Source organism: Ningiella algicola (assembly GCF_028401415.2).
Taxonomy (GTDB): Bacteria; Pseudomonadota; Gammaproteobacteria; order Enterobacterales; family Alteromonadaceae; genus Glaciecola.
Window position 1 is genome coordinate 3597181 of record NZ_CP171821.2, and the last position, 14988, is coordinate 3612168.

General features: G+C 46.9%; 11 protein-coding genes and 1 pseudogene. 6 read left to right on the forward strand and 6 right to left on the reverse strand.

The genetic code is table 11. The features are described 5' to 3' along the window. Positions 1–28: 28 nt before the first annotated feature. Positions 29–295 (reverse strand): DUF6489 family protein, encoded by a 267-nt coding sequence (locus PN836_RS15640; protein ID WP_395339984.1) that lies wholly within the window; start codon positions 293–295, stop codon positions 29–31. 367 nt (positions 296–662) lie between these two features. On the opposite strand from PN836_RS15640, the gene mrcB reads away from it, so the two are divergent. From mrcB to PN836_RS15665, 5 genes and pseudogenes are all read left to right on the forward strand, one after another. Next, positions 663–2969: a penicillin-binding protein 1B gene (mrcB, locus tag PN836_RS15645; RefSeq protein WP_395345703.1), complete on the forward strand. Its 2307-nt coding sequence runs from the start codon at positions 663–665 to the stop codon at positions 2967–2969. Positions 2970–3026: 57 nt separating this feature from the next. After that, entirely contained in the window at positions 3027–3899 is an 873-nt protein-coding gene (locus PN836_RS15650; protein WP_395339987.1) for a hypothetical protein, read from the forward strand. 430 nt (positions 3900–4329) lie between these two features. Beyond that, positions 4330–4668, forward strand: coding sequence for a P-II family nitrogen regulator (gene glnK / locus PN836_RS15655; protein ID WP_395339990.1), 339 nt, complete (start codon positions 4330–4332; stop codon positions 4666–4668). A 26-nt stretch (positions 4669–4694) separates the two neighbouring features. Beyond that, positions 4695–5933, forward strand: coding sequence for an ammonium transporter (locus tag PN836_RS15660; RefSeq protein WP_395339993.1), 1239 nt, complete (start codon positions 4695–4697; stop codon positions 5931–5933). Between the two features lie 328 nt (positions 5934–6261). Continuing rightward, a pseudogene (locus tag PN836_RS15665) lies at positions 6262–6948 on the forward strand (DUF6065 family protein). Here the strand turns inward: PN836_RS15665 and PN836_RS15670 are convergent. After that, positions 6945–8240, reverse strand: coding sequence for a metal-dependent hydrolase family protein (locus PN836_RS15670; protein WP_395339996.1), 1296 nt, complete (start codon positions 8238–8240; stop codon positions 6945–6947). The pseudogene PN836_RS15665 and the gene PN836_RS15670 overlap by 4 nt on opposite strands. 87 nt (positions 8241–8327) lie before the next feature. On the opposite strand from PN836_RS15670, the gene PN836_RS15675 reads away from it, so the two are divergent. Continuing rightward, entirely contained in the window at positions 8328–8990 is a 663-nt protein-coding gene (locus PN836_RS15675; protein WP_395339998.1) for a nucleotidyltransferase family protein, read from the forward strand. On the opposite strand, the gene PN836_RS15680 is transcribed toward PN836_RS15675, so the two are convergent. The 4 genes from PN836_RS15680 to PN836_RS15695 all read right to left on the reverse strand — a co-directional run bounded on the left by PN836_RS15680 (position 8964) and on the right by PN836_RS15695 (position 14979). Then, positions 8964–11150: a xanthine dehydrogenase family protein molybdopterin-binding subunit gene (locus PN836_RS15680; RefSeq protein ID WP_395340000.1), complete on the reverse strand. Its 2187-nt coding sequence runs from the start codon at positions 11148–11150 to the stop codon at positions 8964–8966. The genes PN836_RS15675 and PN836_RS15680 overlap by 27 nt on opposite strands. A 1-nt stretch (position 11151) precedes the next feature. Beyond that, positions 11152–11619 carry a (2Fe-2S)-binding protein gene (locus PN836_RS15685; RefSeq protein ID WP_395340003.1) on the reverse strand — a complete coding sequence of 156 codons (468 nt, stop codon included), beginning with the start codon at positions 11617–11619 and terminating at the stop codon, positions 11152–11154. 127 nt (positions 11620–11746) lie between these two features. Next, the gene (locus PN836_RS15690; protein ID WP_395340006.1) at positions 11747–12922 is read right to left on the reverse strand and encodes a winged helix-turn-helix domain-containing protein; all 1176 of its coding nucleotides are present in this window, start codon (positions 12920–12922) and stop codon (positions 11747–11749) included. A gap of 95 nt (positions 12923–13017) precedes the next feature. After that, positions 13018–14979, reverse strand: coding sequence for a c-type cytochrome (locus PN836_RS15695; RefSeq protein ID WP_395340007.1), 1962 nt, complete (start codon positions 14977–14979; stop codon positions 13018–13020). Positions 14980–14988 lie beyond the last annotated feature (9 nt).

Below are 14988 nucleotides of genomic sequence, written 5' to 3' on the forward strand. Positions count from 1 at the left end.
CCTTGTCACTCCTTATCGAGGATATTTTCTATTTCTTGTCGCTTTTGCCACTGCCCGAACTGCTCCCCATCCCGCCAGACATAAGATTGGACATTAAGTTTTGATAAGCAGCAAAACCTGACATACCCTGTTCCATAGCCGGTCTTATTAATGTCTCAAAAGCCATCTGCGGGTCTTGTTGGCACTGCTTTAACATGTCTGCTGTGATGTTTTGATGCAGCTCGCTAAAATCCGGTAGTCCAAACATCTCTCGCGCTTCTGCTGGGCTTAACTCTAAATCAATCTTTATCTTCATAGTTTTTCCAATGATGTTCTGCCATTCGTTTGATGATGCTAAACTCACCCTTTGAGTCAGCTCAAGACCTTGAACTTTTAGCCTATGCGCCTGCCTGATTAAAGTCTACAGTTTTCGACTAAGGTAGCAGTTTATTGAACGATGCAATTGGGTGTATTGCCTATAAATTCACTTTGAACTTAGGGCTTTTCCAGAGGGAGGGGCGGAGCTTTGAAAGCGTCGAAATCATGGACGATTTCGCCGAGCGCCCATGGATGGGTTCACAGCGGCTTTCAAAGCTCCGCCCCTCCCTCTGGAAAAGCCCTAAGCTCAAACAATGCGCAAAATTAAACATAGATGTAAATAAAGGATCTTACTCAGTTTGAAAATGTCATCATTACTTTTTGCCCCCTTTAGATGGTTCAAACGCCACTTTTGGAAGCTTGTAACGGTTTTTATTGTGCTTAGCGTAAGCTATCTCATATATATTGACGCACAAGTCAAACACCACTTTGCCGGACATAAATGGGAAGTGCCTGCACAAATCTATGCACGGCCCTTGCGGCTTTCTCTTAAACAAGAAATCAGCATTGAGGAAATACAAGATGAGCTAAAGCTTCTTGGCTATAGGCAGGTCGCTACTGCCGACGATGTGGGTGAATACAGCATCGGCAAAGATATCCTCTCTATTTACAGGCGGGCATTTCAGTATGGCGCGCTAACTGCACCTGAGCGACGGCTCAAAATTGATTGGCAAGGGCTACGTATCAGCCAAATTGCGCTGCTTGACGACAATCAAAACGCACGCTCTGTTCTCCTAGAGCCATGGCTCATTTCACGATTGGTGGGCGGCTTGTCGGAAGATAGGATGTTGATGCAAGACAGCGATATCCCAGATATGCTGAAAATAGCACTGATAGAAGTAGAAGATAAAAACTTTTATAAGCATCATGGCGTTGCACCGCTGGCGATATTGCGTGCTTTATTTGCCAACATAAGCGCCGGTCGCACCGTTCAAGGCGGGAGCACACTGACACAGCAACTGGTTAAGAATTTATATCTTAGTCGTGAACGAAGTTATGTTCGAAAGCTCAGAGAAGCGGCGATGGCTTTAGTCATAGATGCCCGCTATAGCAAAGATGAAATTTTAAATGCCTATATCAACGAAGTCTTTTTAGGTCAAAACGGCAAAGTCGCTGTGCATGGCTTTGGCTTAGCAAGCCATTTCTATTTCAACAAACCTTTACAAGAGCTTGAGCTAGTTGAAATTGCAACATTGGTCGGGATGGTAAAAGGCCCGTCTTTCTATCACCCTAAGCGACAAAAAGACCGTTCGCTAGAGCGTCGTAATTTAGTGCTGCGTATTTTGTTCGATGAGCAGTATTTGAGTGCTAGCGAGTATCAAAGCGCCATTGCAAAACCGCTTGTGACTTCATCAAGCCCCAGTTTGGCCTCTGGCCAGCACCCTGCATTTATGGACAAAGTTAGAGATGAGCTGTTTTCGGTTGTACCCGATTCAAGCGAGCGATTAGCTGGCGTAAAGGTGTTTACTACATTAGATGTTAATGCGCAGCTTCGAGCTGAAAACGCATTAATAAGTACGCTTGAGCAAAAATCGCAAGCACGGAACTTGCCCAATATTGAAGGGGCAATGGTTGTCAGCGACATCTCTAGTGGCGAGATACGTGCCATTGTAGGCGGGAAGCGAGCGCAGTTTGCAGGTTTTAATCGCGCGTTAAATGGATACAGACAAATAGGCTCTTTAATGAAACCGGTGGTCTATCTGGCCGCGTTAGAGAATGCGTATGAGTTTAACTTAGCCACACGCCTTGCAGACGAGCCGGTGGAATACGATGACAAAGAGGGTAAAAAATGGCAGCCGCAAAATGCCGATAAAAGCTTTAGAGGAGAAGTGAGCTTATTAGACGCGATTGTGAATTCATACAATGTACCCAGCGTAAATTTGGCCAATCTTGTGGGCTTTGACGAGGTTGCGGCAACCTTACAACGCTTGGGTTACGAAAAAGCAGTTAAGCCCTTGCCATCATTGGCGCTTGGCGCAGTGGAGCTTTCGCCACTTGAAGTAAACCAAATCTATCAAGTGATCAGTAACCAAGGAGAGCTAAGACCACTGCATGCATTGAGTTCTGTCACCACGGCAGATAATCAGTTAATTTGGGAACGTGAGGCGGTTTCGCAGCAGCGTGCCGATATTGATGCAAGCTACTTGTTGAATTTTGCCTTGCATCAGGTCACCAAAAAAGGCACCGCGCGTGCCCTCGGTGAGCAATTTGGCCGCGTAAATATGGCGGGTAAAACAGGCACGACAGATGACTATCGAGATAGTTGGTTTGCAGGCTTCGATCGCAATTTAGTGACCAGTGTTTGGGTTGGTCACGATGACAATACGCCTGTTAATATGTCGGGCGCGACTGGCGCCTTACCGGTATTCATGGCGTTTCAAGCGCAAAACTCGCCAAAAAGTCTGGTCAGAGCCTTTCCTGAAACGCTAAGTATTGCGCACTTTGATGTCGCAAGCGGTCAACATATGCTGGCAGGGTGTCCCAACATTATGAGCGTTCCGGCAATAACAGACGGCTTGTCAGACGCACAGGGTTGCGCCGAACTCGAGAGAAACCCACCAAAAGCGCCGAAGAAAGAACGTAATTTCTTCGAGCGCTTGTTTGGCTGGTAATGGATGCTGGCGTACAACATAATTGTTTAATTTCAATAAGTTGTGAGTGCGATTGCGATGCAAAACATCGAGTTTGACGAATATGTTGGGGTAGATTGGTCAGGCGCTAAATCCCCTAAAAAGTCATTTTCAATCTCGCTTGCTTCGTGCTTCTCTGGTCAAACAGACGCGCCTTCTGCACGTCTAGAAAAGCTTTCCCGCACGGACATATTCGATTTCATTAAAGCGCGTTTATCCACGACTTCACGCACCTTAATTGGCATTGATTGCAATTTCGGGTATTGCGCCGAAGTCATGCGGCGTCAGTTTGGGAAAGATGTAAGCTATCTGGACCTACACAAGGCTGTTGAACAGATGAACTTGGAACATCCGAACTTTTTCGCGGGTAACTTTTGGTCATGCAAGCCCTACGTCAATGATTTTTGGACGACAGGCAAACAGCCTCAATGGTTTTGCGCGAAAAGCCTGCGTAGACACACCGAAACGGCCTCTATTGAACAAGGATTAGGGATCCCAGAAAGTCCTTTTAAGCTTATTGGGGCGAAACAAGTCGGAAAAGGAGGCTTGGCTGGTATGAGAATGCTTCGTCAGTTAAAAATGCTTTACCCAGATACGCTTGCGCTCTGGCCTTTTGACGGTCAAAAAATTCATGATGCGCGCGTCGTTGTTACCGAAATATATCCTCGCTTATTTATTAAAAAAGCAGGCTTTGGAAACCAAAAAGTTCGCGATTTACCGACGCTCAACGAAGTGCTTAGCAATTTTGATAGCGGTAGTCTTAAATTAGAAGCTGAGCTCAATGATCATCTAAGCGATGCCATTATTGCCTCGGCAGCCCTGAGATGGTTTTGTCAAAATCGCCATCCCTTATCATTGCGCATGCCGCATGAAGCAAAAAAGTTAGAGGGTTGGATATTTGGGGTGGAGTAACGACACATGGGTAGGTGCTTGATTGTAAAACTCCTTGCACTTACCGCAGCGGCAAATGCCTCGAACCTATATTCAATAGTGATTTACACCATCATCACCAGATACATAAATCGCAGTGTCGCTCAGCGAATATAGACCCTATGAACGGTCGAAAACACCAAAGCTACAATGTATAGTCGAAATAACGATGCTTTAAGCTTTGCGCAAAACAATGACCAGATTCAATAGACTGCGTCTATTTTGCATGAATAACCCACCTTACCAAAATAGGTCAATTGCACAACATTAGTGCATCAAAATCACATCAAAGTATATTCTCTGCCTTTAAGTCCCTGAAAAATAGTCAAATATCGTGTTGGCACTGCTTTTGTATTGATTCGCGGTAGGAACAACCCTTTTCAATACATTCAAACACAAGCAGGAGCAATCTATGAAACTAGTCACTGCAATCATTAAGCCGTTTAAGCTCGATGATGTTCGTGAAGCTATCTCAGAAATCGGAATCGATGGATTAACCGTGACTGAGGTGAAGGGCTTTGGACGACAAAAAGGCCATACAGAGTTGTACCGCGGCGCTGAATATCAAGTGGATTTTTTACCGAAGGTAAAACTTGAAATTGCGATAAATGACGATCAGGTAGAACGTTTAGTGGAAGCCATCGTTGGCGCAGCTAAGACCGGCAAAATTGGTGATGGTAAGGTCTTTGTTTATGACCTGGAACAAGCGGTGCGTATTCGTACCGGTGAAGCTGACACAGACGCACTTTAACGCGTTAACGAATACGGAGAATAATAATGGAAATCACATTCGAACTTGGGTATGCACTTGATACCTTTTACTTCCTAATTTGCGGCGCGTTCGTCATGTGGATGGCGGCCGGTTTTGCTATGCTCGAAGCGGGTTTAGTTCGCGCAAAAAACACCACAGAAATATTAACTAAAAACATCGCGCTTTATTCGATTGCCAGCATCATGTATATGGTTTGCGGCTATGCAATTATGTATGGCGGTGACTTCTTTTTAAGCGGTATAACTGGTGACGGTGCAACAGGCGTTGCCGAAGATCCAGCCACATATGCACCTTCCGCTGACTTTTACTTTCAGGTTGTGTTTGTTGCGACAGCCATGTCAATTGTATCGGGCGCAGTTGCAGAGCGCATGAAGCTTTGGTCGTTTCTTTTGTTCGCGGTTGTTATGACAGGATTCATTTATCCAATGGAAGGCTCATGGACGTGGGGTGGTGAAGCTGTATTTGGTCTTTATACCCTGGGTGATCTTGGATTTAGTGACTTTGCGGGTTCGGGTATCGTTCATATGGCAGGAGCCGCGGCGGCGCTCGCAGGTGTATTAGTGCTTGGCGCTCGTAAGGGTAAATATACCGCAGACGGTAAAGTCAACGCGATTCCTGGTGCGAATTTACCCTTGGCAACGTTGGGTACTTTCATCTTATGGATGGGCTGGTTTGGTTTTAACGGTGGCTCTGTGCTTGCAACCGCATCAGTTGAATCCGCAAATGCCGTTGCTGTTGTATTTATGAATACAAATGCAGCGGCCGCAGGCGGTTCAGTTGCTGCATTGATTCTTGCCCGTATACTTTACGGCAAAGCTGATTTAACAATGGCCTTAAACGGTGCACTAGCGGGTTTGGTCGCCATTACAGCAGAACCTTCAACACCTTCAGCACTTGAAGCAACTATTTTTGGTGCGCTAGGCGGAATTCTTGTTGTGTTCAGTATTGTTGGCTTGGACAAACTTAAAATTGATGATCCAGTGGGCGCGATTTCAGTTCACGGCGTGGTCGGTCTATTGGGCTTGTTACTAGTACCAATCACCAACGACGGCTCATCTTTCTCAGGTCAGATCATCGGCGCGCTTACCATCTTTGTATGGGTATTTGTCACTAGCTTAATTGTTTGGTTAGCGATTAAAGCCATCATTGGTGTAAGAGTATCTGAAGAAGAAGAGTATGAAGGCGTTGACCAAAGTGAATGTGGGCTTGAAGCATACCCCGATTTCACTCAGTCACGCTCGTAGCCTGACCTTAGCTATAGTTCAAAGGGAGAAGCTTGCTCTACAACAACAATAAAAATGCAGTAGAATAATAAAAATTATAGCAAGCAACCAACGACAGTTGGTCACAAAAATAGGCCCCGCAATCGCGGGGCTTTTTTCGTTTACTCATGTCATACTATCCTTAAACAGGATTCAGGTTCCTTAGTTTCTGTATTAATTCGTATCGATGAGTTTAATCTTGATGTCAGTAAAGCCAATCCCAAATAATAAGCTTTATGCCTATGTTTTTCCCGGCGTGAAAGAAGATGTAACGCCATTCATCAGGCCAGCCAAAATCACACGCAATTGGATGGATGAAACGCCCGCTCGCTATGCCTATCGGTGCATCCCCTTGACCGCAGCAAACAGCATGGGATGGGAACTCCTCAATCCGGTTGATACACAAGTGACGTGGACAGGCAAAGCAGCCGGTGATCAGTTGCATTTTAAAGTAAAACAGGCAAGCCCATTCGCGGCTCGTCCACATTTTGGCTCAGGTACGGTCACCTGGTATTTACCCTTTTTGTTTCGAACGCCTCCTGATTACGGATTGATGGTTACTGGCCCTGCCAATCAAGATAAGGCACACGTGGTTCCATTAGATGCATTCATTCGCTCAGACTGGCTACCTTTTCCGTTTACCATGAATTGGCGCATCACCGAAGCTGACAAGCCCATTCATTTTGCAAAGGGAGAGCCAATTTGAAGAATTTTCCCTTATCCATTAGCGCTGTTGAACGAGATGGAGCTTGAAATACATGACTTACAGGAGGACCCAGCCCTCATGCAGCAGCTACAGACATGGGAGCAGTCTCGTCAGGGCAACTATGCAAAGCAAAAGCAAGCAGAAGAGCAGTGGGAAAAAGAAGGCAGAAAGCCAGAGCTCAAAGAGCTATGGAATTCCCAGTATGCAAAAGGTAAGGGTGCAGAGCAAGCCCAGGTGGCGCATCAGAACTTCTTTAAATGTAATGAGCCCACTGATACGCGCAAATCTTAATTTTTGTATACCAATCCGGCTTTCATAACAAATGATGGCGTTTCGAGCAGGTCGATATCCTCAAGCGGATTACCATCCACCGCGATTATATCTGCACTTGCATCGCTGGCGATGACGCCTACATTGCCGCTTTGACCGAGCGCCTGGGCCGCAACTGATGTTGCCGCGCGTAAAACTTCATTGCTTGGCATGCCAAATCTGACCATTCGGGAAAGTTGTTTAGCGTTATCGCCGTGAGGGTAAACGCCCGCGTCAGTGCCCAATATAATTTTAGCGCCAGCGTCTACCGCCTTTTTAAAATTGTCACGCTGGGTTTGGCCAGTCATACGTTCTTTTTCGAGGCTTTCTTCTAAAATACCGGCAGCTTCACCTTCACCGAGTATGTATTCCGTGACATAAATATCCATGGAAAGATAGGCGCCCTGCTTAACTGCCAGTTCGATTCCTTCTTCATCAATAAAGCTGGCATGCTCAATAGTATCAACGCCGGCCTTTAGCGCGTTGATTATGCCCTCAGTGCCGTGCGCATGAGAGGCAACCTTTAGCCCGTGGGAATGAGCCTCTTCCACTATAGCCGTGAGTTCTTCAATGGTGTATTGAGGCGCACCGACTTTAGTGCCTTTCGATAATACGCCGCCGGTGGAACATGTTTTGATTAAGTCAGCGCCATACTTAATATTTCGCCGCACTTTGCTTCTGGCCGCCCACGGCCCATCTGCCACACCTTCGCCCAGTAAATTATATTCAGAAGGAAGCAAATTGTTGTCAGAGCAATGGCCGCCAGTAATGCCAATAGGGGGTCCAGACACAAACATATGCGGGCCAGGAATATCGCCCTCGGCAATCGCGTCACGCAGGGCAACATCCGCAAAACTAGGTGCACCAACATTGCGCACAGTGGTAAAACCGGCCATGAGCGTCCGTTTTGCATTCACTACGCCGTTAATCGCCGCTCTCTCGTGAGAAACTCTAAGGCGTTTGTAGCCGTGGTCGGTCGCCATTGATGTTAAATGCACATGCATATCAATCAGGCCGGGCAGAATAGTTTTGCCTTCAAGCGATATTATGGTTGCGCCCTCTGGTGCATTTAATGCGCTTTGTGATGAGACCTCAACAATAAGGCCATCTTTAATAAGCAATGCTGGGTTATCGATGAGTTTACCGCTTTCGCTGTCAAACATTGCATCAGCGCTAAGGTAAATAGTTTCATCTGTCGCAGAATGCGTGGAACTGGTAACTAAAAGAGAAAAAGCGAATAGGGCGCTGGGGAAGCACTTAGCAATAAAATTCATAAATATCGTGTTCATGTGTGTAAGAGCAAACTACAATGAGCATAGCCCACTTACTAAGGTGCATCAACCTGCGCAAACATTCTTATAATGCCGGCTAAACCACTCACATCAAACGCGTATCAAATAGAGCTCGCTATATTGGCAGCTGGAAGCAGCCAACGATTTGGCGGGATAAAGCAATTGCATAAGTATGGTGACATGACTTTGTTGCAAAGGGTATGTGAGCAATTAAACCAGTCGAAAAGTCAATTTATGCACTTTCGTGTAATGCTTGGTGCAAACGCTGAGCGAGTGAGCGCTTCGCTTAATGAATGCTATGACTGTCGCCATGTAGTGCATTGGCAGCGCGGGATGAGTGAGAGCATTAAGCAAGCAGTTCACTGTGTGAGTGAAAAAACCACTCACCTGATGGTATGCCTGGGTGATCAGATAGCAATAAGCAGTGATGATATTGATGCACTTGTTCAGGCAAGTAGAGCGTGGCCCCAAAGGCTCGTTTGTGCCCAGTTTAAAAGTGATTGTCAAAACAAAGTAACAACAGTAAACGGCGTGCCCGCGATTTTCCCGCGAGCGTACTTTAAAGACTTACTTGCCCTTCAAGGCGATAAAGGCGCGCGAGCATTGCTTGCTTCGTCCAGCCATGCCGCGCCCAGCGATACGCCAATTTGCGTCAATATGCCAAATGCGGCTGTCGACATTGATACCCAAAGTGATCTGGAAGCGCTAAGTCGCTCTGGGTTTAAACGGTAAATCTCTGTATCGCTTGCCCGACGCTGCAAACACTGCATTACTTATCGCCGCGGGGAAAGGTCCCAAGCCGGGCTCACCTAAGCCTGTTGGGTCATCGCCATTGTCGATGAAGTGCGAGCGCACAACAGGCATTTCATTGATGCGTAGCACCGGGTAATCATGAAAATTTGAATTTACTACCGCGCCGTTTTTAAACTCAATTTCGGTACGAAGCGACAATGCGGTAGACATTACCACCGCACCTTCCATTTGCGCTCGCGCGCTGTCTAAGTTAAGCACTTGTCCACAGTCGACTGCGCAATCTACCTCTAATACTTTGATATCGTCACCGTTCACTTCCACTAAAACCGCCATTGCAACATATGATTGAAAGCTATAGTGCACGGCAATACCAATTCCCTGGTTGTCAGGAAGTTGGTCTCTCGTATGCCATTTCGACTTTTCAGCTGCGAGTGCTAACGCACCTTTCGAACGCCTAACTTGTTCCGCTTGTTCAGGGTTTTTGTTGTTGTCGTAGAGCTTGTTTAAAAACGTGAGTGTGTCTTGGCCGCTTTTATGAGCAAGTTCATCTGCAAAAGCGCCAAAAGCGAAGCCGTAGAATATTGCGTAAACTGCGCGGTACCAACCAATGCGTGTATGGCGTTTTGCCTCGCCAGATTCTGTGCGCATATTGGCAATACCAAAAGGATGATCAAATACATTACCAAGGGCGCTATCTGGCGCTCGCTCTACACTTTCATCAAACAGAGACGCTATTGGCATAAATGCCGCTCGATGTAGCCACCCAATCACATTCCCCGTCTCGTCAAACCCAGCTTCAATGTGCTGAGCATTAATAGAATGGTAATAGCCGGTTCGAGTATCTTCTTCCCTTGACCACGTCAGCTGTACGGGTGCGCCGACTGCTTTTGACAAAGCGGCGGCTTCCTGCACGTAGTCGCACTTAAACTTACGTCCAAAGGCTCCACCTGCCATGGTGACGTGAACGAGAATATCTTTTGCTTCGCGCTCTAAATATTGCGCTAACACGCTTTGAATATCAGCAGGACTTTGCGTGGCGGCCCATACTTCGCAGCTATCATCCTGCACCCAAACTACGCTGGCATTGGGTTCCATAGGTGAGTGCGATAAGTGTCCGCCAGTGTAAGTTGCACTGTGTTTTTGTTTTGCCTTGGCAAGGGCTGCATCAACATCCCCTCTTTGTGCCGTCACTTTTGCGGGTTTTTCTACATTTTTTACTAATTGCGCTTTGTAGAGCTTCGAATCATAACTTTTATTCGGGCCTAAATCCCATTCAATGACTAGCTTTTTGGCAGCCTGCTGCGCTGTCCACGTATTGTTTGCAACAACACCCACGCCGCCAACTGAGCCATAAGGGACGGCCATTCGAGGAATTTCAACGACGGCCTCGACACCGGGCATTGCCAGCGCTGTGCGTTTATCAAGACTTTTTAGCTTCCCCTCAAACACGGGGCAATGCACAACTGCACCGTACTTCATGCCCGGTACTTTTGTGTCTACACCATAAGTTAACTCGCCTTTGATGATATCGCCTTGATTGTGGCGAGCGAGATCAGAACCAATGTATTTGTAATCCGGCTTTTTCTTCAGCGTCACAGTTTCAGGCGTTGGCATATCTGCTGCCAGTGAGGCAAGTTCGCCATAGCCAAGTTTTTCGCCTGTACTGCGATTGATTACAAAGTGAGATTGCGCATAACAGTCATCTTCTGAGACCTGCCATTTTTTAGCAGCAGCGGCAATTAACATAAGCTTAGCTGCAGCGCCTGCCTCGCGCATGGGAATGTACATGACACGTATGCTGGCAGACCCGCCAGTCGCTTGTGGGCCGTAGAGATCTTCATTTCCGTCAGCTTGTTTCACGCTCACTCTAGACCAGTCAGCTTCGAGCTCATCGGCCACAGCCGCCGGAAGGGCTGTGCTGATCCCTTGCCCCATTTCGCAGCGCCCGCAGTAAATGAGGGTATCGCCGTTTTCGGCAATGTGTACAAATGCATTTGGGTTGAAGGTGCTGCTAACTTCATGCTCTAGCCCCAGCTTTGCCAGTGCAAGGTTAGGGATGTTAAGACCCAGCCAAAGGCCACCGGCAACAACGCCAGAGCGTTTAATAAATGAACGTCTGCTTACGTTTTCAATACTCATATTAAACCTCCTTGCCCAATTCAAGTGCAGCATCAGATATCGCGGCTTTTATCCTCTGATAGGTGCCGCAACGGCAAATGTTTCCTTGCATAGCGGTGTCGATTTGATCTGATGTCGGAGAAGCGTTTTGAGCTAACAGGCTTGCAGCGTTCATAATTTGCCCTGCTTGGCAGTAGCCGCATTGAGGTACTTTGTGTTTCAGCCACGCCTTTTGCAAGGGGTGATCATGCTCAGGAGCAAGCCCTTCAATGGTGGTAACGCTTTTGCCAGCAACCGCAGAAAGCGGCATTACGCATGAGCGCGCGGCCTGGCCATCAATATGCACTGTACAGGCGCCGCACACGGCCATGCCGCAGCCAAACTTGGTGCCGGTGAGCTCCAGCCTATCGCGCAAAAACCACAGCAGAGGCATTGCCTCGTCTACATCAATTTCAAATGCTTTTCCATTTATCGTGACTGACTTGGCCATGTCGTTTACCTGTTTGGATCATCAAAATAGAAGTATGGTCAATCTTTAAGCACTATACAAGACTATGGATTCAAAAGAGGCGCCAAGTGAAGATGGCAGCCTGAGGGGCACAGCGAACAGATTCGACCTATTGCTCGTCTCTCAGAGCCTTCGTTAACAATGGCTTCATAAAGGCAGGCTCTACCTTATCGATAACGATTTCATTGCAGCTTTGAAAACGACTAAAGCGCATTACAGACTTTGCAAAGGCTAATGCGAGCTTTTCTAAGTCAATCATGGTGCTCTTTCGCACATTGCTTTCAAAGCAACTTGCTTCAAAGTAAAGCGCCCTTATTTGAAGTCTTTTGGCGCTTCTGAGCGCTTTACAATCCATGCGTCCAATAAACATGTCGCGATATAACATCGGTAAACTAAAGTAACCGTATTTGCGCTTCGCTTGGGGCACATAGCATTCGATTTGGTAGTCAAAGTTGAAAATTTCGCTCAGGCGTTGGCGTTGTATGGTGCTGTTATCAAAGGGTGAGAGTATCTTTAATCCGTTGTCAAGTCTTTGCATTGGTTCATCAAATGCGGATTTAGTGCATACAAAACGTGCGCCTGATGGCAGCATGACTTCTTCTAACTCACCAGATTTAAGCATATTTTTAAGTTTTCTGTGGACAATAGAGTTAAGTTCTGGATTCTTTCGTAAATAAGTAAAAGACTTTTGAGCAACAACACCATGGCATTTCAATTGCTCCCTAATTAAGTATTCAGCAAACTCATCAAGGGTAGGTAGTGAGCAATCCACTGCAACTGGAAGGACTCTTTCAGTTAAATCATACACTTTTTGAAAACCGTCACGGCGGGCGATCATTAAATCCCCCTCCATGAATAATTGCTCAATGGCTTTTTTGGCGGGCTTCCAATTCCACCAACCGTTTTGTGCGCTCTTGCCGCCCTCAAAATCCCGAGAGCGCATAGGTCCCCCTCGCTCAATGGTGTGAAGCACTTTTTGCATGAGTTTTCGATCAGGATTTTTATGCCAGTGTGTTTTTCCATTTTTCAGCGCATGTTTGTATGGAAGAGAGAAGCGATAGTGGGAAATTGGCAAATATGCAGCGGCGTGTGACCAATATTCAAACACAAATTTAGACGACAAAAGCTTATCGAGCATGGACGGGCAATAGTCATTTGCTCTTGTAAACAAGACATGATGATGTGCGCGCTCAATTACAGAAATGGTATCAATCTGCACATAACCTAAGTGTTCAAGTGCATTGTGGACAGCGCTGATACCCTTGCCGAAAGGTCGAGTTTTCAATAGGCCCTGCGCCGAAAGCGCTAATCTTCTTAGCTTTGTGCGGTCGCTTTTTGTTTTGATTTCTCTCACAACAATCACACTAGCGATTGGCTAAGCTATGGGGTATTTAAGCTATTGATCCATGCTGCTATTGCCAGGGCCTCATCTTCAGGCACCTGCGGCATTGGCGGCATAGGCGTCGCAAATTCAGGCCAGTTTTGTGGTTCAGGACTGTAAATCAATTCAACGATGCGTTCATCACTATAACCACGCTTTGCAATTGCTTTAAAAGAAGGGCCAATCACACGTTGCTCAGCTTTATGGCAGGCAACACAAGTATTTTTGACCAGCAGTGGTTCAACGTCGGGATAGTTGGGCGCACCAGACTCATGATTACTCGCTACAAGCGCCGCGGACGATAAGCTTGCACTTGCTTTGCCCGAGCGTTTTGTCGACAGCTCACTGAGCGCAACTTTTTCGCCCTCGGGAATATTGTTCAAGGTGTAATAAGCGGCGTCGTGCAATAAGGGTTTGCTACCGTCAGCGGTGATAATGCCATTGAGCTTTATCTCATGAACATAGTATTGACGAAGGTTGTTTACGACGACTCTGACTTTTTTACCATCATCCGATACTTTTACTCCTTGTATATCGAGCGCTTCGATATTCATTTGTGGGCTGCCGTAAACAGGATGATATTTGTAGTTATAGCTTTTACCCACATAACTGTCTAAGTCCTCGGCGCTAGCTTTATCTATGGCTAGCGTAAACTCAATTTCAAATCCGTCGGGCATTGCGCGCACGGTCTTCATTTCTAGGGGCATACGGCCCGTCCAGGTTAAAATCTCTAAGCCAGAGTTAGTCACGCCTGCAGATCCCCAGCCACGATTTGTTTGCCCTACCAGCATTCTGCCGTCATTTGACCAGTTCAGGCGCATAACGCCAGACTGAAAGCCGGACCTAAAGTCAAATGCAACGCCTTGATATTCATCGTTTACTTGCTCAAGTGCGACTCTCATAATTTTGCTTTGGCCTTGATCGCCCACAAATAGCTGCCCCGCAAAAGGACCAAAACTCCCACCAGTGCTATCGCTCAGTATTTCAGAATTTGATACCCCAAGGATCCCGTGAGGCAGAATGACCGATGGCAAGGTCAAAGCAGGAATGTCTTGTTTGACGTCTTGTAAATAATCGGGGTTTTCTTCATCTCTAATGTTTTCGGGTTTGACAAAAAAACCATTTTCTTTAATTTGACGTTTGTCGACTCGGGCATAAAACTGCTCCGAGGATAAGGATATTGGCGACCCCTCTTCTTGTGACCATTTTAAACCGGCTGGATGACCAGTGAAGCTACCTTTTTTGACGTGCCATAAACCGCCCGAGCCTATCCAGTCTCCTTGGTTGTCGGTATAAAATAATTCGCCCTTGTACATGCCCAGGCCAGCAGGGGAACGCATGCCGGTTGCCCATGGCTCAAAGCTCCCGTCGGGATGAATTTTTAAGGTCCAACCGCGCCACGGTACGCGACTTTCTCCGCGCCACCACTCTTCGTTTCCAAACGCTACGTTAAAGGTGACAAACATGCCGCCGTCAGGGGCAAGTTTTGGTCCGAAGGAGTACTCATGATAATGGCTAGAAAGCGGCCATGAGTGAACTGTTTCATAAATATCGGCTTTACCGTCTCCGTCGCTGTCCTGCAACTTTGTTAGCTCACCGCGCTGGGCAACAAATAGTGCGCCTTCATGGTAGAGCATGCCTAGCGGCTCATGTAAACCGTTTGCATATAAGGTAAAAACCGGTTGTGTGCCGCCTTCCATTGTTGGGTTTTCAATTAGCCATACTTCGCCCCTGCGGACACTCACGGCTGCGCTACCATCGGGCATCGTCGCAATACCGCCTACTTCAAGATGGATGCCCTCGGGTACCGGCAAGGTCGTCATGCGGTAGTAGTGTCCTTCGTTTGCAGCCTTGCTGCTCAGCGGGCTTTGCGCAACTGCGCTTTGTGAGATTGAAGCGAGCATGATTGCGCTAAAAATCAACGCGCGTGTTGCGCTAATATAGCCATGCAAGTGCTTCATGTGATTTTT

Excerpts from the sequence above, each read along its gene's own strand:
- PN836_RS15640 (WP_395339984.1), bottom strand. The coding sequence starts at position 295 with ATGAAGATAAAGATTGATTTAGAGTTAAGCCCAGCAGAAGCGCGAGAG.
- mrcB (WP_395345703.1), top strand. The coding sequence starts at position 663 with ATGTCATCATTACTTTTTGCCCCCTTTAGATGGTTCAAACGCCACTTT.
- PN836_RS15650 (WP_395339987.1), top strand. The coding sequence starts at position 3,027 with ATGCAAAACATCGAGTTTGACGAATATGTTGGGGTAGATTGGTCAGGC.
- glnK (WP_395339990.1), top strand. The coding sequence starts at position 4,330 with ATGAAACTAGTCACTGCAATCATTAAGCCGTTTAAGCTCGATGATGTT.
- PN836_RS15660 (WP_395339993.1), top strand. The coding sequence starts at position 4,695 with ATGGAAATCACATTCGAACTTGGGTATGCACTTGATACCTTTTACTTC.
- PN836_RS15670 (WP_395339996.1), bottom strand. The coding sequence starts at position 8,240 with ATGAATTTTATTGCTAAGTGCTTCCCCAGCGCCCTATTCGCTTTTTCT.
- PN836_RS15675 (WP_395339998.1), top strand. The coding sequence starts at position 8,328 with ATGCCGGCTAAACCACTCACATCAAACGCGTATCAAATAGAGCTCGCT.
- PN836_RS15680 (WP_395340000.1), bottom strand. The coding sequence starts at position 11,150 with ATGAGTATTGAAAACGTAAGCAGACGTTCATTTATTAAACGCTCTGGC.
- PN836_RS15685 (WP_395340003.1), bottom strand. The coding sequence starts at position 11,619 with ATGGCCAAGTCAGTCACGATAAATGGAAAAGCATTTGAAATTGATGTA.
- PN836_RS15695 (WP_395340007.1), bottom strand. The coding sequence starts at position 14,979 with ATGAAGCACTTGCATGGCTATATTAGCGCAACACGCGCGTTGATTTTT.